The organism is Micromonospora haikouensis (assembly GCF_900091595.1).
GTDB lineage: Bacteria > Actinomycetota > Actinomycetes > Mycobacteriales > Micromonosporaceae > Micromonospora > Micromonospora haikouensis.
Genome location: NZ_FMCW01000060.1, coordinates 1 through 20,323 on the forward strand (window position 1 = coordinate 1; position 20,323 = coordinate 20,323).

21 protein-coding genes are annotated in these 20,323 nt (G+C 71.9%); 11 read left to right on the plus strand and 10 right to left on the minus strand.

Going from position 1 to position 20,323, the window contains the following annotated elements:
- Nucleotides 1–178 precede the first annotated feature (178 nt).
- The 8 genes from GA0070558_RS31840 to GA0070558_RS31880 are packed head-to-tail and all read right to left on the minus strand — an operon-like array spanning nt 179 to nt 8,019.
- Nucleotides 179–643: a DUF4913 domain-containing protein gene (locus GA0070558_RS31840; RefSeq protein WP_091287006.1), complete on the minus strand. Its 465-nt coding sequence runs from the start codon at nt 641–643 to the stop codon at nt 179–181.
- Nucleotides 640–2,418 (minus strand): type IV secretory system conjugative DNA transfer family protein, encoded by a 1,779-nt coding sequence (locus GA0070558_RS31845; RefSeq protein ID WP_091287009.1) that lies wholly within the window; start codon nt 2,416–2,418, stop codon nt 640–642. The genes GA0070558_RS31840 and GA0070558_RS31845 overlap by 4 nt, the downstream gene beginning before the upstream one ends.
- The gene (locus GA0070558_RS31850; protein WP_091287011.1) at nt 2,415–3,893 is read right to left on the minus strand and encodes a putative type IV secretion/conjugal transfer ATPase; all 1,479 of its coding nucleotides are present in this window, start codon (nt 3,891–3,893) and stop codon (nt 2,415–2,417) included. Before GA0070558_RS31850 ends, GA0070558_RS31845 begins: the two co-directional genes overlap by 4 nt.
- Before the next feature lie 9 nt (nt 3,894–3,902).
- On the minus strand, nt 3,903–5,372 hold the full coding sequence (locus tag GA0070558_RS31855) for an SCO6880 family protein (protein ID WP_091287014.1): 1,470 nt from the start codon (nt 5,370–5,372) through the stop codon (nt 3,903–3,905).
- A complete protein-coding gene (locus tag GA0070558_RS33160) occupies nt 5,369–6,634 on the minus strand; it encodes a hypothetical protein (protein ID WP_141722403.1) in 1,266 nt (421 codons plus the stop codon). Before GA0070558_RS33160 ends, GA0070558_RS31855 begins: the two co-directional genes overlap by 4 nt.
- Nucleotides 6,635–7,381 (minus strand): DUF8175 domain-containg protein, encoded by a 747-nt coding sequence (locus GA0070558_RS31870; RefSeq protein ID WP_091287023.1) that lies wholly within the window; start codon nt 7,379–7,381, stop codon nt 6,635–6,637.
- A gap of 9 nt (nt 7,382–7,390) precedes the next feature.
- On the minus strand, nt 7,391–7,687 hold the full coding sequence (locus tag GA0070558_RS31875) for a hypothetical protein (RefSeq protein WP_091287026.1): 297 nt from the start codon (nt 7,685–7,687) through the stop codon (nt 7,391–7,393).
- 2 nt (nt 7,688–7,689) lie between these two features.
- Nucleotides 7,690–8,019, minus strand: a complete 330-nt coding sequence (locus GA0070558_RS31880; protein WP_256092251.1) for a hypothetical protein — start codon at nt 8,017–8,019, stop codon at nt 7,690–7,692.
- 610 nt (nt 8,020–8,629) lie between these two features.
- Between GA0070558_RS31880 and GA0070558_RS34775 the strand changes: the two genes are divergently transcribed.
- Nucleotides 8,630–8,923: a hypothetical protein gene (locus GA0070558_RS34775; protein ID WP_256092252.1), complete on the plus strand. Its 294-nt coding sequence runs from the start codon at nt 8,630–8,632 to the stop codon at nt 8,921–8,923.
- Complete coding sequence (locus GA0070558_RS31890) at nt 8,920–10,059, plus strand: M23 family metallopeptidase (protein WP_176734476.1); 1,140 nt, start codon at nt 8,920–8,922, stop codon at nt 10,057–10,059. Before GA0070558_RS34775 ends, GA0070558_RS31890 begins: the two co-directional genes overlap by 4 nt.
- Nucleotides 10,060–10,130: 71 nt before the next feature.
- Here the strand turns inward: GA0070558_RS31890 and GA0070558_RS31895 are convergent, their stop codons facing one another.
- Nucleotides 10,131–10,460, minus strand: a complete 330-nt coding sequence (locus GA0070558_RS31895) for a hypothetical protein (protein WP_091287034.1) — start codon at nt 10,458–10,460, stop codon at nt 10,131–10,133.
- A 470-nt stretch (nt 10,461–10,930) separates the two neighbouring features.
- Between GA0070558_RS31895 and GA0070558_RS31900 the strand changes: the two genes are divergently transcribed.
- From GA0070558_RS31900 to GA0070558_RS31910, 3 genes are read left to right on the plus strand one after another with little or no spacing between them, the layout of a single operon-like run.
- Nucleotides 10,931–11,374 (plus strand): plasmid mobilization protein, encoded by a 444-nt coding sequence (locus GA0070558_RS31900; RefSeq protein WP_091287037.1) that lies wholly within the window; start codon nt 10,931–10,933, stop codon nt 11,372–11,374.
- Nucleotides 11,371–12,876 carry a relaxase/mobilization nuclease domain-containing protein gene (locus GA0070558_RS31905; protein WP_091287040.1) on the plus strand — a complete coding sequence of 502 codons (1,506 nt, stop codon included), beginning with the start codon at nt 11,371–11,373 and terminating at the stop codon, nt 12,874–12,876. Before GA0070558_RS31900 ends, GA0070558_RS31905 begins: the two co-directional genes overlap by 4 nt.
- Nucleotides 12,877–12,889: 13 nt before the next feature.
- Nucleotides 12,890–13,948: a hypothetical protein gene (locus GA0070558_RS31910; protein ID WP_091287042.1), complete on the plus strand. Its 1,059-nt coding sequence runs from the start codon at nt 12,890–12,892 to the stop codon at nt 13,946–13,948.
- A gap of 24 nt (nt 13,949–13,972) precedes the next feature.
- Here GA0070558_RS31910 and GA0070558_RS31915 read toward each other — a convergent pair whose 3' ends face one another.
- Nucleotides 13,973–14,839: a PIN domain-containing protein gene (locus GA0070558_RS31915; protein ID WP_091287045.1), complete on the minus strand. Its 867-nt coding sequence runs from the start codon at nt 14,837–14,839 to the stop codon at nt 13,973–13,975.
- Between the two features lie 154 nt (nt 14,840–14,993).
- On the opposite strand from GA0070558_RS31915, the gene GA0070558_RS31920 reads away from it, so the two are divergent.
- From GA0070558_RS31920 to GA0070558_RS31945, 6 genes are all read left to right on the plus strand, one after another.
- Nucleotides 14,994–15,308: a hypothetical protein gene (locus GA0070558_RS31920; protein WP_091287048.1), complete on the plus strand. Its 315-nt coding sequence runs from the start codon at nt 14,994–14,996 to the stop codon at nt 15,306–15,308.
- Nucleotides 15,305–15,709: a hypothetical protein gene (locus tag GA0070558_RS31925; RefSeq protein ID WP_091287051.1), complete on the plus strand. Its 405-nt coding sequence runs from the start codon at nt 15,305–15,307 to the stop codon at nt 15,707–15,709. Before GA0070558_RS31920 ends, GA0070558_RS31925 begins: the two co-directional genes overlap by 4 nt.
- 427 nt (nt 15,710–16,136) lie before the next feature.
- Nucleotides 16,137–16,334, plus strand: coding sequence for a hypothetical protein (locus tag GA0070558_RS31930; protein WP_091287054.1), 198 nt, complete (start codon nt 16,137–16,139; stop codon nt 16,332–16,334).
- Nucleotides 16,331–17,383, plus strand: a complete 1,053-nt coding sequence (locus GA0070558_RS31935) for a hypothetical protein (protein ID WP_141722404.1) — start codon at nt 16,331–16,333, stop codon at nt 17,381–17,383. Before GA0070558_RS31930 ends, GA0070558_RS31935 begins: the two co-directional genes overlap by 4 nt.
- A 58-nt stretch (nt 17,384–17,441) precedes the next feature.
- Nucleotides 17,442–18,575, plus strand: coding sequence for an AbiJ-related protein (locus GA0070558_RS31940; RefSeq protein ID WP_091287061.1), 1,134 nt, complete (start codon nt 17,442–17,444; stop codon nt 18,573–18,575).
- 71 nt (nt 18,576–18,646) lie between these two features.
- Nucleotides 18,647–19,930 carry a putative endonuclease domain-containing protein gene (locus GA0070558_RS31945; RefSeq protein WP_091287064.1) on the plus strand — a complete coding sequence of 428 codons (1,284 nt, stop codon included), beginning with the start codon at nt 18,647–18,649 and terminating at the stop codon, nt 19,928–19,930.
- The last annotated feature ends 393 nt before the right edge of the window (nt 19,931–20,323 follow it).

The window sequence follows — 20,323 nt, forward strand, 5'->3', positions numbered from 1 at the left end:
GTCATGTCCACAGCAGACAGACGATCACGCGGTGGCCGTACCCCGTCTACCCGGCCCCCACCAGCAACATCTCAAACGGCGGCTGCCGTACTAGCCGCGCGTTGCCTACGATCGGTCTCGACGTCGGGTGTCGGTTATCGTCGCGTCCTTTCGCACGGGTGGGCCCGGCTCCCAGCGGTCAGGCGTCAGGAAACTGCGCCAGTACCTCGGCAGGAGCGGGCTCTGCAGGCAGAGCCTCGGGGTCGCGGTGCCGGTCCGACCCGCAACGGGCGAACGGACCGGCGTCGCCGGTAAGGACGGCCAGGTGGGGGTCGAGGTGGTCACGCCACCAGATGCTCATGCCAGTGTGGGGGTCGTTGACGCGCAGGGTCTCCCAGGCTCGCCATAGGGCGTAGAGACGGGACAGCGCTTCGGGGTGGGCCCACCAGCGGGGGCACCAGTTGATGCCGGGGGTGGGTCCGGAGGCGACCCGCCGCTCGATGACCTGTGCGAGGTACCCGGTGACGAACTGGTCGACGTCGCGGAAGACCGGCTGTGGTGTGCCCTGATCGTCGTTCTCGGCGGCGGGGGTGTCGGGTGTCCCGGTGAGCTGGTCGAGCAGCGTGGTCAGGCCGGCGACTGGTCCGGTGCTCGGGCTGGTCATGCGGGGGGCTCCGGCGGGGCGTCGGGGGACAGGGTCCAGTCGGTGCGGTTGTCGGGGTCCCAGCGGGCGATCGAGGCGCGGATCGCTTCGGCGTACGGCCCGTCCTGCCAGGGGGCGGTGCGGGCGAGCGCTGGTGGGGCTCCGGAGGCGTAGACGACCATCCGGCCGCGCGGTAGGGCGTGCAGGTCGGAGATGTCGAGGATGCGCTGCCGTCGGGTGGAGTGGGAGACCGACCGCTGTCCCCACCCGGATCCGCTGCTGCTGGTCGACCGGGTGGTGACGTCGTGCTCGCCGATGAGCTTGGAGAGTTCTTCGAGCCAGTCGGGGTCGGCGACGCCGCCGCCGTAGGTGCGGACGTTCGCCGCCGACCAGAGTTTGCGCATGCCCTCGCGGCCCCACACGTCGACGCCCTGGGGGTAGGACTGCAGGATCGTGATGATCGGTAGGCCGTGGGAGCCGTAGTAGGAGTAGAGGCTGGGGAGCTGCCGCAGGCGGCAGATGTTCGCGGCCTCGTCGAGGATGCTCAGCAGCGGCGGGTCGAGGCGGCGGCCGGTCGAGGCACGGGCGCGTAGCTCGCCGGCGCGCAGGACCGCGTCGGTGAGGGCGGCGACCAGCGGGGCGGGGGAGCCGGGGCCGCCCTGGGAGAGCAGGTACAGCACGTCGGTGGACGTCACGAACGCGGCCGGATCGAACTCGCCGACACCGCCACGGGTGGGCGGGGTGACCCAGGCGGTGACGGCGGGTTCGGTGAGGCACATGAGCATCTTCTGCGCCCCGGCGTAGATGCCGCCGCGGGTCTTGTCGGGCATGTTGACCACCCCGGCGACAGCGTCGGCGGGCAGGTCGTAGCCGTGCTCGCGTAGCAGCATCGCGGGTTCGTCGTCGCGGGGGCTGACGGCCCACCGGTAGGCGGTGAGGATGTCGCGGCCGGACACGGCGGCGGCGAGCAGCAGGTTCGCCACCAGTTCCTCGCTGGATGGGTCGAAGAAGGCGTCGCGGCTGACGCCGGGCTCCCGCTCGGCGGAGGCGAAGTGCTCGGCGAGGCGGCGAGCGTCGGTGATGGTGGCCACGGCGCGCAGCGGGTTCCACCACATGCCCTGCTCGGCGCCGAGGATGTGCTGCGGGTCGAACGCCCACACGGTGCCTCGGGCGGCGCGCAGGTCGCGAGTGGCGTCGACGATGTCGCCCTTGACGCTGGTGACGAGGGTCGGGCCGGGCGCGGCGACGATGGCGGGGATGGCCCGGCAGGTGGTCTTGCCGGTGCGGGGCCCCCAGATGTCTACGGCCATGTCCTCCCAGGACTGGCGCAGCGGCATTCCGCCGGCGACGGTGGTGGCGATCAGCACGCCGAGCTGGTCGGGGTCGGGCCGGTCGACGTCGGCGAGGCTGGGCCGTAGCCGCCGGCCGCTGTCGGCGATGCCGGTCGGCCCGAGGTGCGCGAGGTCGGCTCGGCTGGCCATCTTCCGGGCTGCGGCGTCGACGCGGGTGCGTCGCCGGCGTCGCCATCGCAGCGCCGCCACGGCGGCCGTGGCCAGCCCCGCCAGGACGGTCACCTCGATAACGGCGACGAGGGTGCAGGCGGTGGTCCAGGTGATGTCGCCGCGCAGCACCGCGGCGGCGACGCGGATCGGCCCGCCGCCGGTGTAGCCGGGTGGGCGGGTGAGCGCGACCGGCACCCAGACGGCGCTGGCGAGGATCAGGGCCCCGGCGGCGATGCCCCCGGCGATCAGGCCGGCGTCGTCGTGGCCGCCGCGCGGCCCGGCCGGGCGGCTCATGCCATCGTCCAGCGGAAATCGGTGTTGCCGAGCTGCTTCTCGGTCTCGGTGGGCTCCAGGTGCACGGGGATGCCCGGCCGGGAGCCGACCTTGATGAGGAAGTTGCCGCGGCCGACGGTCTCGCTGCCCTCGGCGGCCGTCCACGACGGGGGCGCCGACCAGGACAGCACCTCGCGTCGTTCGGCCTGGGACAACGGTCGGACCCGAGAGACGGCGTCGAGTTCCTGCTCGGAGCAGGGGCCGATCATCAGCACCGCCGACCGCTCGGCGAAGCCCCGCGCCTTGGCCCGGTCGTGGGCAGTGGGCAGCGCCTCCAAGTCCGCGAGGGAGTGGGTGATGAAGGCGGTGCCGGTGCCCTTCTGCCGGTTGAGGCGGGTGAGGCCGTCGGCGCGGTCGACCAGGCCGTGCCCGACGCGCAGCGCCCGCCACAGCTCGTCGAGCACGGTGAAGAACGTCCGGGCCGGTGCCAGGCCGAGGTCGGCCATCAGGTGCGCGGCTTCCACCTGGGCGAAGCCATAGGACCAGGTGGACAGGAGGGTCGCGGCGGTGCGCAGCTCGTCGGTGTCGTCGATGCCGGAGATGTCGACGCACACGGCGGGGGTGTCGAGGCGGATCGCGGTGGTGGTCTGCCCCTCGAAGGTGTCGCCGAGGGGGCCGTGCAGCAGCGCCAGCAGGGTGCGGTGCAGTGCGGCGGTGTCCTCCCGGAACCGGGGGATGTCCTGGTCTTCCTGCCACAGGGTGACCGCGCGGACCTCCGGCGGGGCGGTGCGGATGACACGCAGGACGTCGGAGAGCACCGGCTGGGTGTCGGTTTCCCGGTCGGCGAGGTAGCGCAGCGCGGCGGCGAGCACGGTGGTCTCGTCGGAGCTGACGGGTCCGCGCCGGACCAGGGTGGCCAGCGCGACCACCATGTTCAGCCGGCGGTCGGTGACAGCGGCCCGGACGACGGCGCCGGTGCGGTCGTCGACACGGTCGAGGACCTGCCGCCACGGGCCGGCGTCCAGGGGGTTGATGCGGTCCAGACCGGGGCCGACCCGCAGGACCTGGCCGCCGAGCGCGCGCACCAACTCGGCGTAGTCGGGTTTGAGGTCGCCGAGGATCAGCGGGGTGACGCCCTGCGCGGTGAGGCCGAGGACCATCCGCCGCACGGCGGTGGACTTGCCCATGCCGGGCTCGCCCTCGATCCACACCGACGGGTTGTTGATCAGCCGGGCGCGGGTGTACCAGGAGATCGGGTCGAAGCACACCGCCGAGCCGGTGTAGAGGTGCCGGCCCACCGGCACGCCGATCATCGGCGTCGACGCGCCGGTGCCGAAGGGGAACAGGCCGCACACCTGCACTGTGGTGCCCCGGTACTCGGTGGGCGGTTCGATCCACGACCACCGGCCGCCGCCGGGCCCGCCGTGACCGAGCCGCCCTGGCCGCCGGCCACCTGGCCGCCGCGACGGTGGGTCGTTTCTGGTGCTGATGGTCATCGCCGCCGCCTAGAAGGGGATCGTGGCGTGGGTGGGCAGGACAACGCCAGCGGGCAGGCTGGCGGCGAAGCCGGCGGCCTGGCAGCCGTACATCGGCCGCAACGCCAGGCGGGCCTCCCCGGCGCGGGCCCGGATGACGCCGGTGGCCTCTCCGAGGTGCTTCTCGTCGGCGACGGTGGCGGTGACCAGCACGGTGAACCGGACGACGCCCGCCCCGGTGGCCTCTTCCTCGGCGGCCTGTTCGGCGGCGGCCAAGTCGGTCAGGTCGCGGGCGCTGGGCCGGGGCTTCTTGCTGGCCAGGAACCGGGCGTCGCGCTTGTCGGACTCGACGAGCCGGGCGGCCTCGGCAGGGGAGTACGGCCGGTAGATCATCGTGACCCGTTTGCGTAGTAGCTGCGGGTCCGGGTCGATGAGGCGGGAGAACAGCCGCGAGTACACCACCCCGCGTGGGGCCTCGACCATGCACCAGGTGCGCGAGACCCCGGAGTCGTGCCGGTAGGAGTCCCAGCTTTCCCGGGTGGCGACCGGGCCGGCCTGCGTCCAGTCGGGGGCGAGGTGCGGGTCGCGGGCGAGGTCCAGCGCGGCGGCCGGGTCGTAGGCGGCGCGGACGACCGCGGCGAGGCTGCGTGCGGACATCGGCACGATCCCGGCGCCGGTGGCTCCGGTGAGCCCGGCGTGCAGGTGCGGTAGGCGGGCGGCGACCTCCCGGCAGACGTCCTCGTGGGACATGGACCGGCCGGGCGGGGCGGTGTAGGTCAGGGAGACCCGGGTGTCGACGGTGGCGGACCCGGCCGGGTACGAGCGGACGACGTCGTCGAGGACCTGCAGGGCCAGGGCAGGGGCGTCGGGCCGGGACGTCGCGGCCACCTCGGCGGCGAGCCGGGTGCCGGGATCCGGGGTGGTCTCGACCGTGACCTGCGCCTGCACCAGGTGCGGCTCCCGCGACAGCGCTGCCAGCCACACGGCCAGGTGCCCGACCCGGGCGTCGATGACCGCCTGGTCGACCAGGTCCATGCCCTCCGGCGCGCACCGCAGGGTGACGGTGTAGTGGCGGCTCTGCGGCACCACGACCACGGCGAGCCGCCCGGCGCGACCCGTTTCCACCTCGTACACCTCGGAGCGTGCCAGCACCCCGGGCAGTTGGTGCGCGTCGGTGACGCGGGAGGCCACCCCGGACACGTACACGTGGTGACGGCGGGCCCGGGTCAGCCACCACGCGACCCGGGCGGTGAGGACCTGGAACCCGGTGCGTCCGTTGACCCGGATCGCCAGCGGGGCGAGTGCCAGCACCCCGACCACGGCGGTGATCAACGCCGCGAGGGTGGACACGGGCAGCATCGCGGCAGCGAGCACCATCACCAGGAACGCGGCGATGGTGCCGGCGGGGCCCAACCCGAACAGGCCAGCACCCCGGCCGAGCCGCCAGTTGCCGTAAGTGCGCTGCTGTTCAGCCGGACGGTTGTGCACCTGACTACTCATCCTTCACCTTCCACCGCTCCGGACGCGGCGGTGCCGCCGACCTTGCGGACGACCGCGGGTCCGGCCTTGGCTGCGGCGACGCCCGCCGCGGCCGCCATGCCGACCGGCCCGGCGGCGGCTGCCCCAGCACCGGCGGCCCCCGCGCCCGCTCCGCCCGCGCCCGCCGAGCCGGCCCCCGCCGCTGCCGTCCCGGTACCCGCGCTGGCGGAGCCGGTGGCACCCGCGCCGGGAGCCGGTGCGCCTCCGCCGCCTGTGGGACGGGGGGAGGGCGCTGGCATCGAGGGGGTTGCGCCGTCGGGGCTCCCGGGCCCGTTGGTGCCGGCGTTGCCCTGGCCTCGGCCTGACCCACGGGCGGCGTTGCTGAGGCGGATCGCGCCGGAGGCGATCTGACCGCCGCTGGATATCGCGGCGGCTGCCACCCCGCCGGATCCGCTGCTGGACAGGGCGGACACGGTGGGGGCGAGCAGCCTCATCAGCGCGGGTAGCGCGACGATGGCCATGAAGAACGCGACCAGGCCGGTGAGCAGGGTGGTGAGGTCCTGGCCGTGGCCGAGCATCCAGAAGGCTGCGGCGTAGATCGTGGCGGCTGTCGGCTTGTACAGCACCAGCGCGAGCAGCCAGGTCAGATACCGGTCGCGGACCGCTTGCCCCGTTCGGGAGATGCCGGCCGAGGCGATCAGTGGCAGGAGCCCGGGCAGCAGCACTAGGCCGACGCCACGGCCGAGCAGCATGAGTAGCTGCGCCAGGGATCCGGTGAACACCATCATCGACAGGCCGGTGACCATCAGGGCGGACAGGCCGTTGGTGGCGGCGGCCGGGGCCAGCGTCAGGAGCCGGTTGCCGAGGTCACCGTCGGCGGCGGCGTCGAGGATCCAGTTCGAGTAGCTGTCGCCGATGGTGATGAGCAGCTGCACCGCTGGCACGCCAGCGCCCGCGAGCACCACCATGGTCACCAGCCCTTTGCCGAAGGTGCCGGCTTCCCTGCCGTCGCGGTCCCAGGCTAGGCGTCCGGCGGCGACCAGCACCGCTGCGACCGCGACGGCGGCGACAGCCCAGGACGTGTAGGCCCGCAGGTAGGCGACGGTGCCGGATTCCTGGGTCACGTCTGGTGTGGGGATGCTGAGCCAGCCGGTGACCATCGCGCGGAGCATCTCGGCGGCAGCCTCGGACATCTGCTCGGCGATCTCCTCCAGGAACTGCCCCGCGGCGCTCTCGACGGCCTTACCGGGGAGGCAGAACGGATCGGCGATGGGGACGCACACCTACCGCGCCCCCCACTCGACGACCCCGACTAGGTCGGACGTCTCCCGGTTGATCGCCGTCCAGGCGCCGCCGGGAGGGGCGACCATGCGCCAGTCACCCTCGCGCCACCGCAGGGTCAGCGACAACACGTGGTAGCGCGGGGTCCCGGCCGACGGCGCGCGTAGCACCAGCCCGATCACCGCCGTGTCGGGGCTGTAGGACTGGTACTGGTATCCGACGATTTGACTCAGCTCACCGGGCTGCGCCGGGGGGTCGCCGAGCTCCCGCAGCGTGGCCAGGAGCCGATCGCGGTCCGGCGACGGCTCGAACTGCTGCTGGATCGTGGGCTCCCACGATGCGCGGCCGGCCGAGAAGCCGGACCGCACGACGATCTGCGCGGCGGCGACGAGCGCGCCGACCGGGGTGTGGGCGTACCCGGACGCGACGCCTCCGTCGCTGGTGCGGGGGCCGGCCGAGGCGCTGACCGGCACCGCCGTCTGCCCCACGAGTTCCCACGTCACGTCGTCCGGCGCGGAGGTGGGCGGCGTGGTTTGTTGCGGCCCATCCGTGCTGGTGTTGTCGGGCGTGGCTGCCGTGGCGGTGGGACCCACCCCAACCGGGGGCGCGGGATCGTCGGGGCGCAGCACGACCGCCAGGCCGACGACGAGGCCGGCGACCAGGACGAGCGCGAGCAGCGCCACGGCGACGACGAAGCCCGGCCGCGTCCACGGGGGGCGTCCGGCGAAGTCCTGCGTTGGGTGCGACATTCGCGTCTCCTAGTCGACCAGCGCCGCGACGATCGAGGACGCGCTGCCGATGAGGATGCAGGCGGCGAAGACCCAGCCGAGCTGGGAGACGTTGGTGTCGTCACCCCGACGGTGCGCCATGGCCATCTTCGCCGCGGTGTAGAGCAGACCGCCGACGCACGCGGCGGTGGCGAGGTAGGCGATCCACTTGAGGAGCTGCAGGACGTTCTCGCTGACGCCAGGTGGGGCCTCACCGCCGCCCGGGTCCGGTACGGCCGCCAGCACCGCCGCGATCCGGATCTGCTCCAAGCCCTCGACGAGCGTCATCGTTATCCCTTCCGGGTGGTTGTCTGCCAGATTGCGTTGCGCAGGGCCTCGACGTCCGGGGGGATGCCGACGTCGTGCGGGTCGTCGGCGGCGAGCAGCGCGTCGACCCAGCCGATCCGCCACACCTTCGGCACCCAGCCGCCGAGCAGTTGGAGCCGTTCGGTGGCGATGCGCGGCGGTCGTCGGGGTGACGCCGCCACCGCGACGACGCCGAGAATCGAGGTCGTGTGGGACATGCCGGCGCGGCGGCGCCACTGCTCGACGGCACCGGTGGCCGCCCACGTGCCGTGCGCTGAGACGCGGCAGACCAGCACGACCTGAGCGGTCGGCATGGTCGGTGTCAGGGCAGGCCACGCTGACCCGAAGTCCACGCCGTACCCGGTCAGCCGGGCGCAGGTGCTTGTCCCCGCGCCGCCGTGGCATCCCACCCACCACACGGGCGGCCACCCCTGCTGGAGGTGATGCTGCGGAATCACCGCGAGGGGCAACTGGGGTGGGGTGCCGGGGCGGGGGCGAGTGCGGATGGCCGCCGCGCCCCTCTTCACCGTTCGATCGCCTCTGATGCTCGACGCGTCGCCTTAGCCGTCATGTGATCCCTCCCCCGATCAAGGTCACCGACGAGTACCAGACAGTAGCACCGCATTTCCAGGTGGATCTATGGTGATTGCTCTGCTGCTATGGACGCATTAGTTGCACGGGGGAGGCGTCGACTTGGCTTGCAGAAGGGTCACATCCCTTTGCCTTGTGTGCTCAATGGTCGTCGCGGTGGTGTCTTTGGCGGGATGCATAGGACCGTCGGCCGCGCCGACATCGGCACCTGAGCGGAGTCGGCCAACTCTTGCTGAGGCTGGTGCGTCCTCGGCGTCGGCGGAGCCGCCCGGCGAGGACGACCACGACCATCCGCCGACGGCGCGTACTCCACCCGCCTCCCGTGCGCCGACGGTGGCGGCGGCGTTCGCCGCGGCGTGGGCTCGCCCGGACCTGACGGCGCAGCAGTGGTGGGAGCAGATCGCGCCGCACTGTGAGCCCGCGTTCGGCCGGACGCTGCGGACGGTGGACCCGGCACGGGTGCCGGCGACGCGGATCACCGGCCGGCCGGTCGCCGTCCAGTCGCCGAAGGACGGCAGGGCGACGTACCGGGTGGCCACCGACGCGGGCACGCTGAGCGTCGCCCTCGCGGCGATCGACGGCCGCTGGGTGGCCGTCGACAACGACTTCGTCCGGACTGTGCGATGACCCGCCGGTCGGTCGCGCTCACCGTGGCGATCCTGGCCGCTGTCGCCGTGCTCTGCGGGGGGATGGTGGGGCTCCCGGTGATGCTGTTCGGGCAGATGCAGGCCGAGGCGGCAGCGTGCGAGCTGCCGTCCGCGCCGCAGGCGTCGCCGGTGCCGGGCGTGGGGGAGTGGACCAGCGCCCAGACCACCCACGCGACGGTGATCGTGTCGGTCGGGCGTCAGCGACGCGTCGCACCCCGGGGCTACGTCATCGCCCTGGCGGTGGCCATGCAGGAGAGCACGTTGCGCAACCTCGCCAACAGCACCGTGCCCGAGTCCCTGAACATCCCGCACGACGCCGTGGGCAGCGACCACGACTCGGTAGGGCTGTTCCAGCAGCGCCCCGGGTGGGGCAGCGTCCGCGAGCGGATGACGCCCAGCTACGCCGCCAGGAAGTTCTACGAGGCGCTGGTCGACGTCGACGGCTGGCAGCGCATGCGCCTGACCGACGCCGCGCAGGCCGTGCAGCGCTCCGGCACACCGGAGGCGTACCAGAAGTGGGAGGACGACGCCGAGGCCCTCGCGGCGCAGATCCTCGGCCTGCCGAACATCGACGACATCGGCGGCGGCGACCCTACCGCCCCCTGCGGGGCCGACGACCTCGGCCCGGTGCCGGTCGGCCCCGGTGGGTGGGTGCAGCCGATCCGAGCCACCATCGTCAGCCCTTTCGGGCCGCGAGGTGGTCGCCTACACGCCGGCGTGGACCTGTCGAGGCAGGACGTGCGGGGCGACCCGATCCGCGCGGCAACGTCCGGCGTGGTGGAGCAGGTCAAGTGCGACTGGTACACCACGTGCGACCGCGACGGCAGCACCAGCCAGCGGGGCTGCGGGTGGTACGTCGACATCCGGCACCCGGGCGACGTCGTCACCCGCTACTGCCACATGATCCGTCGGCCCGAGGTGTCCATCGGCCAGCGGGTCAACGCCGGCACGGTCATCGGGTTCGTGGGCAGCAGCGGCGGCAGCTCCGGCCCGCACCTGCACTTCGAGGTCCATGTCGACGTCCCCGAGGGCCCTTACCACGCCAACGGTGCCAACGCCGTCGATCCTGTGGCGTGGATGCGCGACCGGGGCGCTCCGCTGGGGCCGGGCGCGTGAGCCGGACACACACGACGGCCTCCCCCACCGCAGCGCAGGAGGCCGTCGTCGTGCCAGCATCGATGCCCTGGCTATGGCTGCCCGGCCTCGTCGTGTACCGCTACCTGCTCACCGGGCGTGGAGGGCGTCGCCGGTCGCGGGACGCGACGACGCCGACTCGGGCCGGGCTCGGGTGCGTCCAGACCGAGCCTGGCCAGCTCGTCCTCAGTCCAGCCGCCCTGCACCGCCGCCGCGTACCGCTCGGCGTACCGGGTGCTGGCCTCGTGCAGGGCCCCGGCGAGTTGGTCACGCTCGTGCCGCGCTGTGGCCGCCTCACCGACCAGGGTGGCGCGCTCGCGCAGCAGTTGCAGCGCCGCCCTCTCGGTCTCGCTGCGTACGGCCTTGGCGCTCTGTTCGGCCATCAGGTCCTCCCCCGGACGACTCAGTGGTGGCTGTGGACGCCGAGCTTAACGGTCAAGATCGAGACGCGTGGTACCGCTTTCCCGTCCCTGACGGTGGGCGGCGGCCGGCCACCGCTTCCGACCCTCACGAGACGAGGTTCTGCCGCGCGCCGTCCAGTGCGTTGGACGCCGCAGCGGGATCAGGTTGCGCGCACAAGACCCTTCGGCAGCGCCGTAGCGAGCCGCTCTGGCGTCGCCGGAGGCAGGTGGTGCCCTGGGGCCAGCCCCCGGACCCCCGGACCGCTACTCGACGCAAGGGGTCGGGTTCGCGGTGGTCCGGATGGGAGACCGCACTGCCGGGCCCGCTCCGACGGCACCAACCCCGGGTGCCGTCGGAGCAAGTTGGAGTAAAAGTCTGACTTTTGGTCAGACGGGCCGCGCTGCGGCCGGCCGAGACACGGCGGGCGGCGTCCGCCGAGAGAGGGGTCGACGTGGCTGAACCGGCCCAGGTCGGGGTGGTCCGCTTCGGTGCAAGCCAGCGCCGGCGGCGTGCTCACAACGACGACGATCCGCGCGTGCACCGGGTAACCGTGCGGCTGTCCGAGGCGGAGATGACGGCGGTCGAGGCGAACGCGGCGGCGGCCCGGATGGCGACCTCGGCGTATCTGGCGGAGGTCGGATCGGCGCCGCTTGTGCCCGCCCCGGCCGGTCCGGACGGCGCTGCGGAGACGGGGCCCTTGCTGGTCGAGCTGATGGGCGTACACCGGCAGGTGCGGGGTGCAGCGCACAACCTGAATCAGGCCGTAGCGCGGCTGCACTCCACGAGCGAGCCGGGCGGGGACCTGGCCGCTGCGGCTGCGTACCTCGCCCGGGTTGCGGCGCGCGCCGACGAGTTGGTGACTGCGATCGCCGCCGCGCAGACGGGCCGCCGATGATCCCGAAGGTGACCTACGGCAGCCGAGTACGCGGTCTGCTGGAGTACCTGTGGGGGCCGGGGAAGGCCGAGGAACACGTCGACCCGCACCTGGTTGCCGGGTACGACGACGTGGCGCTGCTCGCCCCCAATCGCCGCGAGCGTGAGGGTGGCGGATGGTCGCTGGAGGAGTTGGCGGCCCGGCTGGACGCGCCGCAGATCGCCGCCGGCGAGCGCGGGGTGCAGCAGTACGTGTGGCAGTGCTCGCTGAGCCTGCCCGCGCAGGAGGGGCAGCTCGACGACGCGACCTGGTCGCGGATCGCGGGCCGGTTCGTGGTCGAGATGGGGTTCAACGGCGACGTGGAGCGGGCCGGGTGCCGGTGGATCGCGGTGCGGCACGGCCTGTCGACCAAGGGCAACGATCACGTGCACCTGGTCGTCACCCTGGCCACCGAGGACGGGGCGCCGGTGTGGCTGCGGCAGGACAAGCGGCGCAGCCAGCAGGTGGCCGATCTCCTGGAGGACGAGTTCGGGCTCGGCAAGTGGACGCCTGGCCGGAGTGGGGCGACGAAGCGCCCGGAGCTGAACCGACCGGAGGTCGACCGTGCCCGGCGTAGCGGCCAGGCGCCGGACCGCGAACTGCTGCGCCGCCAGGTCCGGGCGGCGCTGGCCGGCGCCCGGAGTGAGACCGAGTGGGTCGCACGGATGAAGGGCGCGGGGTTGCTGGTCGCCCCGCGGACCTCGGCGAAGGACCCGAACCAGGTGGTTGGGTATGCCGTCGCACTGCGGCCGACCGGGGTGGGCACGCCGTCCTGGTACGCCGGGCGCAGCCTGGACGGCGATCTCAGCCTGCCCCAGGTCCGCAAGCGGTGGCCCGAGGCCGAGCGGCCCCTGGTCGGCCAGTGGAAGGCGGCGGATTCCGCGGAATCGAACCTGCGTGGCGAGGATCGGATGGCGGTGTGGCGATCGTCGGCCGCCGCGCTGGAGGCGATCAGTGGCCGGCTGGCCGGGGTGGCGCCCGACTCGCCGCAGTGGCCGGCGGTGGCGCGGGCCAGCGCCGAGCTGCTGGCCCGGGTGGCGGCGGCTACCGAACCGTCGGGGCAGGGCCCGATGAGCCGGGCCGCTGACGCCCTGGCTCGGGCGGCGGCGCCACCGCGTCGTGCGCCGGCGCCGCCGGCGTCGTCGGTGGCCCGGGAGTTGGGTCGCGTGGCGGACGCGCTGCTGGTCGCCGGACACGCCCGCGACGGCGGTGAGGCGGCCGTCCTGCTCTCCGTGGTCGTCCAGGCGGCCCGCCTGGTCGTGGCGCTGGCGGAGCTGCGCGCCGCGCAGCAACAAGCCCACGCCGCCGGTGCCGCTGCTGCTGCCGCCGCGCACCTGATGCCCCTGCTCCAGTCCGGCGCCCCGCTCGTAGACCAGGGGCACATGCCGACCCAGGGCGGGCCGCCGCAGCGGCCGGTCCACACCGTGCCGGGCCCGGTCCGGCCTCGCGTCGACCCCACGGTCGAGCGCGATCCGCAGCGTTGAGGAGGACGAGCTAGTGCCCGACAACGAGATGGCCGAGATCCACCAGCGCACCACCGCGGCGGTCACCGCCGCGATCCAGGCCGCCGGCCAGCTCGCGCAGGCGGCCATCGAGATCCGCATCGCCCAGCTGCAACGTTCCGCCCGGGCCAGCGAGGAGCAGGCCCGCCGCATCCGCGCCCAGGTGCGGGCAGCCCAGCAGGCCGGCGCGACCGTGTGGCGGCCGGCTACCCGGCCGTCGTGGTGGCGGCAGGCGTCGGCCGAGGACATCGCCCGGGCCTGGCGGGCCAGCACCGAGTGGGCGGCCGTCGACCCGCGCGCCCAGGCCGCCCAGCGGGTCATCGTGGTGCGTCTCGCCGAACGCGGCGTCCACGTCGACCCGCAGACCGGCGCCCGGCCGGGGGACGAGGCATGGCTGTCCGACCAGCTCGACCGCGCCGCCATGGACGACGTCGACCGACCGGCGGACGCCCGGCCGTCGGAGGCCCGGCATGATGACGCCGGCGAGCGGCGCCGTACCGCCCAGGAGCGCCAGGAGGCGATGGCGGTACACGTACGGGAAGTGTGGTCCCCCGACCGGGCGGAGCGGGTCATCGCCTCGGCGGCGTGGCCGGCGCTGGCCTACAAACTCGACCAACTGGAGCGCGCCGGGCACGATGTGCGCGACCTTCTGCGGCAGGTGCCAGGCTTCGTCGACCGGGCCCACACGCCCGCCGCGTACGCGTTCCGGGTGGTCGACGACTACGCCACCGAGCAGGGAGCCGCAACGCCGCGGGCTGACGGCAACGTCGAGGGCGACGGGGAGCGCTCTCCCGTCACCCTGGACGGTGAGTGGCGGGAGACGGGCGGCGGCAGGGAGAAAAGCGGTCCCGGGGACCGACCGGAGACCGGTCATGCGGGCGCCGCACCCGTCGATCGGAACGTGCACGGGGCGAAGCTCGCGGCCCAGGCATTCCCCCAGTCGACCGCGACCGCTGTCGCCGACGCCACGTCTGCGGGCCGGCCGGCTGAGGCGCCACCGGCACCACCGCGGTCCCCCTCGGCGGGTGTGACCGCCGAGGCGCCGGGCCGGTAGAGGGCCGGCGGGAGCCGCGCCCAGCTACTTCCCGTCGTCGGTCCTGGAGTGCTGGAGCTTGTGCACCGTCAGGCCGGCGTTGCGTCCTCGCATGGCCATGCCGGTGTCGTAGGTGAGCAGGCGGACACGGCGACCAGCCAGGGTCTGGAGGGTCGCGGCGCGGTCGACGATCTCGTCATCGGTGATCGACAGCCGGGTGTGTCCTGGCGGATCGAAGACGACGTCCAGGGTGATCTCGCCACGCGGAATGCCACCACTGTCCAGCGGTGAGTAGTCTTGCTCGCGGAGCCGGCCGCCGTCCCGGACCACTTGTTCGATCTTGGCGGTGACCATCCGGGCCCGGCGCCGAGTGTCCTTGTTCTGGTGCTGCTTCTTGCCGTCCAACTCGTCGACGACGGCCATCGGCACCAGGATGTGGATCGGTTCTTCGCGCAGCCCGAGGTCCTGCCGAAGGTCGATCTCGTGCAGCTCCTGCGGGTAGTGCAGATAGACGTTGGTGTCGAGCACGACCAGGATGCCGGCGCGGTAGAGCTGGTCGACGCGCTCCTTGAGGTTGCGGATCGCCTGCTCGAAGACGGTGACGCGCTCGGTGAGTTCGGTGGAGATCAAGCCGTTGAGGACCCGCTCGCCTCCCGGGCTCCCGAACGGGACGGTGGCCGCGAGGATGGTCTCGTAGCTGCGCAGCCCGAGCAGCTGCTCCAGCTCGGCGGGCCGGATCAGGTTGTAGAGCCGTCGGCGTGCCTCGTGCACCCACTCGATGTACGCGAAGGCCCGCTCGATGGCCACTGTCCCGCCGCCGCCTCCGTTGACGGTGTGCAGCCTGTTGAGCAGGTAGTCGAGGGCGGAGTCGAGCACCGTGCGCTCGGTGCCGGGCAGGGGGTTGACGAGCATCCCGCCATTCAACACGGCCCGCGCCCGTGGCCACCGCGGTCGGCCCCGACGTCCTGGTTGTTCCGGATCGTCACCCTCCACGCAGGGCGGGAGCTGCGAACTTACTCCCGTGTCACAGCCACCAGGAGGTTGCTACCGGAGTACGCTGAACGGTATGACCACGGTGAAGAAGCTGTCGATCTCCGTCCCGCAGGACGTAGCCGAGACCCTGGAGCAGCAGGGCCCGGGCAAGGCGAGCGCCTACGTGACCGGCGCCGTGCGTGCCCAGCGGGCGTGGGAGCAGTTCCGTGACGAGCAGGCTCGCCGCGGGGTAGCGCTGACCTCGGAGGGCATGGCCGCCGCCCGCGCCCGTCGGTACGCGGTGCAGGCCGAGTGGCCTGCGGAGCGGTTCGCGGCGGTCCGCGAGCGGGTCCGCCAGCACCTGGAGCAGGAGCAGGCCGGCGGGGACCAGTCGGCGTCGGCGGCGTGAGCCCCGAGGAGGAGCTGCCCCCGGTTACGCTCGTGTTGGACCGCTCAGCGCTGCTGGCGTACGTTGCGGGCTCGATTCACGCCGTGGAGCCGGTAGGCGAGGTCGTCACCGACCGGCTGCGCTTCGGCGCTACCGCCGTCACCGTGGCCGAAGCCCTGAAGCTGGTGACCGATCCGAAGGACCGACAAGACCTTCACGCGCTGCTGGCGATGGATGCCTGCGCGGTGCTGCCCACCTGGGGCGAGGACTGGTTGGAGCTGTCGTACTGGCTGGGGGTGACCAGTCGGGTCGACCTGGCCACTACGGTGCTGGCGTCGCTGGAGCACGGGGCGCAGATCCTGACCGGAGAAGGGCATCGCTACGGCGAGGGCCTGGCGATCAACTACATGCCGAATCAGTGACCGGGGCGCCGGCCCGAAGTCCAGCGTCACGTAGGCCGCTCCGTGCCGGCCACCGAGGGGTGCTCGGCGTCGACATCGCCTACTCGGCGGCGAAACGCTCTCTGCGGGCAACCTGGGCCAGTGTGACTGCGTGATCCGGGCTCGGGGCCGGCTGTTGGCCGGCCAGCCCCGGGATGATCACAAAAAGCTGTGTGCCTGTTCGCCTCTACCCGCTGACCACACCACAAGGTCAATGGCGTTCCTCGAAGTTCTGGCGTGGTCAGCGGGCACACGGCATTCAAGATCGGCTACGAGACAACCCGGGCGGGAGCCGTCACTCTTGCACCTGGCGCTGCTGACTGGCAGCCCGGAGAGGGGCCTCCCGCCCGCCATCGACCGTAGGAAGTTGGACGGCGGACGGGAGCCCGTACCGATCGGAGAATGACACATGCTCGGCCTCAATGACCAGCACGGATGGGCGGCTGCCCTCCTGCTGATCGCCCTCCCCACGGCGGTGGTGTCGCTTGGCGTCGTCCTGGTGGCGGTCCTGGCGCTGGCCGCCCGCCACCCGCGGACTCGCCGCCACTGCATCGACGTCCTCACCCAGCTCACCCGGTTCGTCGGTGCGCTGCGGGGTGGGCGGTGAGCGCCGTCTCGCCGGTGCCGCCGGGTCGCGCTAGGGCGACCCGGCCGCCCCGGGCGGCCATCAATAACGCGCTGCTCAGCGCCTGCGACGGGCCCGAGGGAAGCACCCCGCTGCACGAGGAGGTCCGGCAAAACCTGGAGCACCTCTGGAAGTACGGCGGCAATCGCGACGGCAAAACCCCGGGGCGTCGCCCTGAGTGGATCTTGATCCGGCCGGACTTCGTGCGGCAGAAGCCCGGCGCCGATCACGGGCCGGCCCTTGCTCGCCTGGTCCCGACCAGAGGGCTACCGCTTCGCCTGGAGTTGCTCATGCTCTTCGACGCCCAGTGTCAGTACGGTCCCGGGGAGCGGGCCCGCGTCGACCGCACGTTCGAGGACGTGGAGGCGAACGCGCCGATCAAGAGCTGGCAGAAGGTGGTGCTCTCCGACACCAGCTCCGACTACCGGGAAGCCGGTGCGCTGCGGGGACGGCAGATCAAGGAAGCGCTGCGGGTGCTCGACAAGCAGCACCTGGTGGACATCGGCCCGGACAAGAGCCGCCCCGGCCGGCGGGACCTCAACCGGATCACGCCGCTGTCCGAGGCCAGCACCCCGGTCAGCCGGCCCAAATACACCGTGCCGACGGAAGGCGTGTACGTCTCGCGTCACTTCTTCACGAGCCTGTGGGTGTTCGCGCTGACCAACACCGAGATCGCCGTGTTCCTCGCCCTCTCGGCCCGACGCGCAGCCTTCCCGATCGCGCACAACACCGGCAGCGGCGTGTTCGTGGTGCAGGAGCACCGCCCCCGTCAGTTCGGGTTCAAGGACAACACCTGGCGCAGCGCCCGTGCGCTGCATCGCTTCGGCGTGGTGGATCGCCGCCTCGATACGGAGCGCGACCCGCTGACCGGCACAATCACCGACTACGGCAGCCGCTGGAAGAAAAACGAGGTGATGCCGACGCGCTTCACCATCCTGGACGACGTGCTGGAGCAGCCGGCCGTGCCCACCATCGACCGAGTCCTGAACAACCCCACCGCCGAGGACCAGTGGAGGCAGTGGTTCACCTGAACACCTCCTACCGAAGTGAGGGCCGTTCGTCGGGGGCTATCAGTACACTCCGGGCCCGATGATGTCCTCGCCGATACAGCGCGCGACCGCGACGGGCCGGATCACCCACGTCACCCGCCGCCGCCTCGTCGAGGGGTTCGCCGCTATGCCCACGGCACACTGGAGCGGCGACCTCGACGAGCCAGACTTCCTGGCCCGGCTTTACCCGCTGGAGCAGATGCCGAGCATCGACCCACGCTACGACACCGCCGGTCGGGACATCTTTCAGCACCGTGTGCTCAACCCGCTCGACTGGCCCGACGACTGGATCTTCAGGGATGACCGGTTCGGGCTGGCGGACAACGACGACGCACTGCTGGCCTTCCTCGTCGAGATGCTGCACCCCGAGGTCCGCACCAACCTTGCCGAGGTCGAACAGCTTCGGGACTTCCTCAACGAGGTGCTGATCCACGACGGCTACGAGATCATCCAGGTCGATGCCATCAGCGGCGCTCCGATCTTCGATTACCGCCTGATCGGCTCCGGCGTGCGCGGCTCCATGAAGAACCTCATCTTCGCCGCGCTCGGGCCCAAGCCGGAGATCGTGCTGGACGACGCGGTCAACAACGACCTGCACTTCGTACGCAACGCTGACAACTGCCTGGTGTACGACCGGCCGTTGGGCGCACACGGCCTGACCTGGGCCGAGCTAACCGCCTGGTGGGCCGATCGACAGGGAATGACCGGCGAGCCGGAGCGGGACATCTCACGCAGCCTCTATCGCAGGCTGGACCAGTCGCTCGGCGACAACGACGCCGAGCGGCGCATCCTGCGCACCTACGCCGAGCGCTACGTCCGGCTCGGCTCCGGCATCCCAGCTCTGATCCCGCAGGTCTACCTGCACTACGACCCATACACCGCGTCCGAGCGACGGGCACCCGGCCCGCTCCCACGTCAACGCATGGACTTCCTGCTGCTCCTGCCTCACCGGGCCCGCGTGGTCATCGAATGCGACGGCAAGCAGCACTACGCCGACGACGACGGCCGCGCCAACCCGCGCCAGTACGCCGACATGTTGCGCGCAGATCGCGACCTTCGCCTGAAGGGGTACGAGGTGTACCGGTTCGGCGGCGCCGAGCTCGTCGACGACAACGCCGCCCAGCACATGCTCAGCATGTTCTTCGACCGCCTGCACCAGCGGTACCACTCATGACCGGGACGCAGGCACCAGGCCCGTGTCGGTGTCTTCGCCTACAGTGACACTCGTGCCCGAGGGACGACACGGTGGATAGCAAGACGAGCCAGGAGTTGGCCACCGTGTCGCAGATGCTGGTCCAGGCCGGGAACCAGCACGCGGCGCGGCTGCTGTCACTGGCCGAGCAGGCAGAGATCGGGCAATCGCTGCCCTGGGAGCCCGCGCCCGTTCCCGTGGTGCTGCGCGTGCATCCCGCGTTCGTCGGGCTGTTTCGGCCGGCGGATCTGCAGGTGATCGCAAAGCAGTTCGATCGGGTCCGGAAGTGGGGGAACGGCGACAATCACCAGGTGAGCGTCGCACCCGTGCTCGCCGACCCCTTCGCCCGCAATGACCTGGGCAGCGGCACGGACGCGATGCAGTTGCGCGACGAGATCGCCGAGACGTTGTGGCAGGTCAGTGCCACCAAGCTCCCAGACGTCTGCCGGGCGTTGGGACTCGACGATGGCGACGTCGACGAGGCCATGGCCAGCAAGCGTGCGTACGTACGCAGCCGGACCAGCGACTACACCCTGGACCAGCTGTGTCAGCTCGGCTCACGTGTTGTCGAGCAGCATTACCGCCCCCGGCTGTGGGGGCTGCTCCAGGTGCATGCTGGCCGGCGTACCGGAGTCGACTCGCCGTTCAAGAACCTGATCTTCGCCGCGGACGGTCCCAAACCGGAATTGGTGCTGACCGACGCGGTGAGCAACACCATCGAAATCAGCAAGAACGGCGAGTTCTGCCTCGTTTACGACCGCGGCTTGGACCCCAGCGGGTTGAGCTGGCGGCAACTGGTCACCTGGTGGACCGAAACCCACGCTGAGCCCGGGACCAGCGAACAGGAGGCCGGTCGGCAGTTGTACCTGCGTCTGCGGCGCTCGCTGGACCGCGACCGCAAGCCCTCGGACCCACCCGGCCCGGAGCGGCAGGTGTTCCGCGCATACGGCGAGCTGCTCAGCGACCACGGCTTTGACCTGCCGGCGCTGATTCCACAGGTCTACCTGCACTACGACCCCTACACCCGGGCCCAGCGGCGTGAGCCGGGACCACTACCACGCCAGCGGATGGACTTCCTGCTGCTGATGCGCAGCCGTTGGCGGCTCGTCATCGAGTGCGACGGCAAGCAGCACTACGCCGACGACGACGGGCGGGCAAGCCCTCGTCGCTACGCCGAGATGGTCGCCGCAGATCGGGAACTCCACCTGGCCGGTTACGAGGTCGTGCGCTTCGGCGGCGCGGAGTTCCAGTCTCAGGAACAGTCTCTGCCGATGCTGCGCCGCTACTTCATCCGGTTGTTCATCGGCCACGGCTACCTGCCTGAATCCGCAGCGTGACATCGCTGGCCGGTGGCCGGGAGAGCCGCCGGCAGGTCGGGCAGCAACCACCGAATGACGACCTGGCACCGCCGCTGCGCCGACGCGAGCACGCCGGGACGTCACCCTGACCGGACACGGCCCGCCGGACCAAACAACCCCAACGCTGGTCAAGAACGTGATGAGATCCAAGTTCTCGGGCGTTCGTACGGTGCCGCGAACAGGGCTGGCGTTGTTCTTGAGACCCGACATTCGAGGAATGACATTTCGCTCGGGTAGTGGCACGGGTGGTGCTACCTCCTGGGCTGCTCTCCGTCATCACGCCCGTAGAGCAGGACACCCAGGTTGTTCATCGCCTCGGTGTGGCCGGCGTCGGCCGCCCGCCGGTACCACTGCTCCGCCTCCTCACCGTCG

Coding starts and splice junctions, on each gene's coding strand:
- GA0070558_RS31930 (WP_091287054.1), top strand. CDS start 16,137: ATGCTCGGCCTCAATGACCAGCACGGATGGGCGGCTGCCCTCCTGCTG.
- GA0070558_RS31845 (WP_091287009.1), bottom strand. CDS start 2,418: ATGAGCCGCCCGGCCGGGCCGCGCGGCGGCCACGACGACGCCGGCCTG.
- GA0070558_RS31870 (WP_091287023.1), bottom strand. CDS start 7,381: ATGTCGCACCCAACGCAGGACTTCGCCGGACGCCCCCCGTGGACGCGG.
- GA0070558_RS31915 (WP_091287045.1), bottom strand. CDS start 14,839: ATGCTCGTCAACCCCCTGCCCGGCACCGAGCGCACGGTGCTCGACTCC.
- GA0070558_RS31905 (WP_091287040.1), top strand. CDS start 11,371: ATGATCCCGAAGGTGACCTACGGCAGCCGAGTACGCGGTCTGCTGGAG.
- GA0070558_RS31890 (WP_176734476.1), top strand. CDS start 8,920: ATGACCCGCCGGTCGGTCGCGCTCACCGTGGCGATCCTGGCCGCTGTC.
- GA0070558_RS31920 (WP_091287048.1), top strand. CDS start 14,994: ATGACCACGGTGAAGAAGCTGTCGATCTCCGTCCCGCAGGACGTAGCC.
- GA0070558_RS31895 (WP_091287034.1), bottom strand. CDS start 10,460: ATGGCCGAACAGAGCGCCAAGGCCGTACGCAGCGAGACCGAGAGGGCG.
- GA0070558_RS31940 (WP_091287061.1), top strand. CDS start 17,442: ATGATGTCCTCGCCGATACAGCGCGCGACCGCGACGGGCCGGATCACC.
- GA0070558_RS31880 (WP_256092251.1), bottom strand. CDS start 8,019: ATGCCGACCGCTCAGGTCGTGCTGGTCTGCCGCGTCTCAGCGCACGGC.
- GA0070558_RS31875 (WP_091287026.1), bottom strand. CDS start 7,687: ATGACGCTCGTCGAGGGCTTGGAGCAGATCCGGATCGCGGCGGTGCTG.
- GA0070558_RS31855 (WP_091287014.1), bottom strand. CDS start 5,372: ATGAGTAGTCAGGTGCACAACCGTCCGGCTGAACAGCAGCGCACTTAC.
- GA0070558_RS31840 (WP_091287006.1), bottom strand. CDS start 643: ATGACCAGCCCGAGCACCGGACCAGTCGCCGGCCTGACCACGCTGCTC.
- GA0070558_RS31850 (WP_091287011.1), bottom strand. CDS start 3,893: ATGACCATCAGCACCAGAAACGACCCACCGTCGCGGCGGCCAGGTGGC.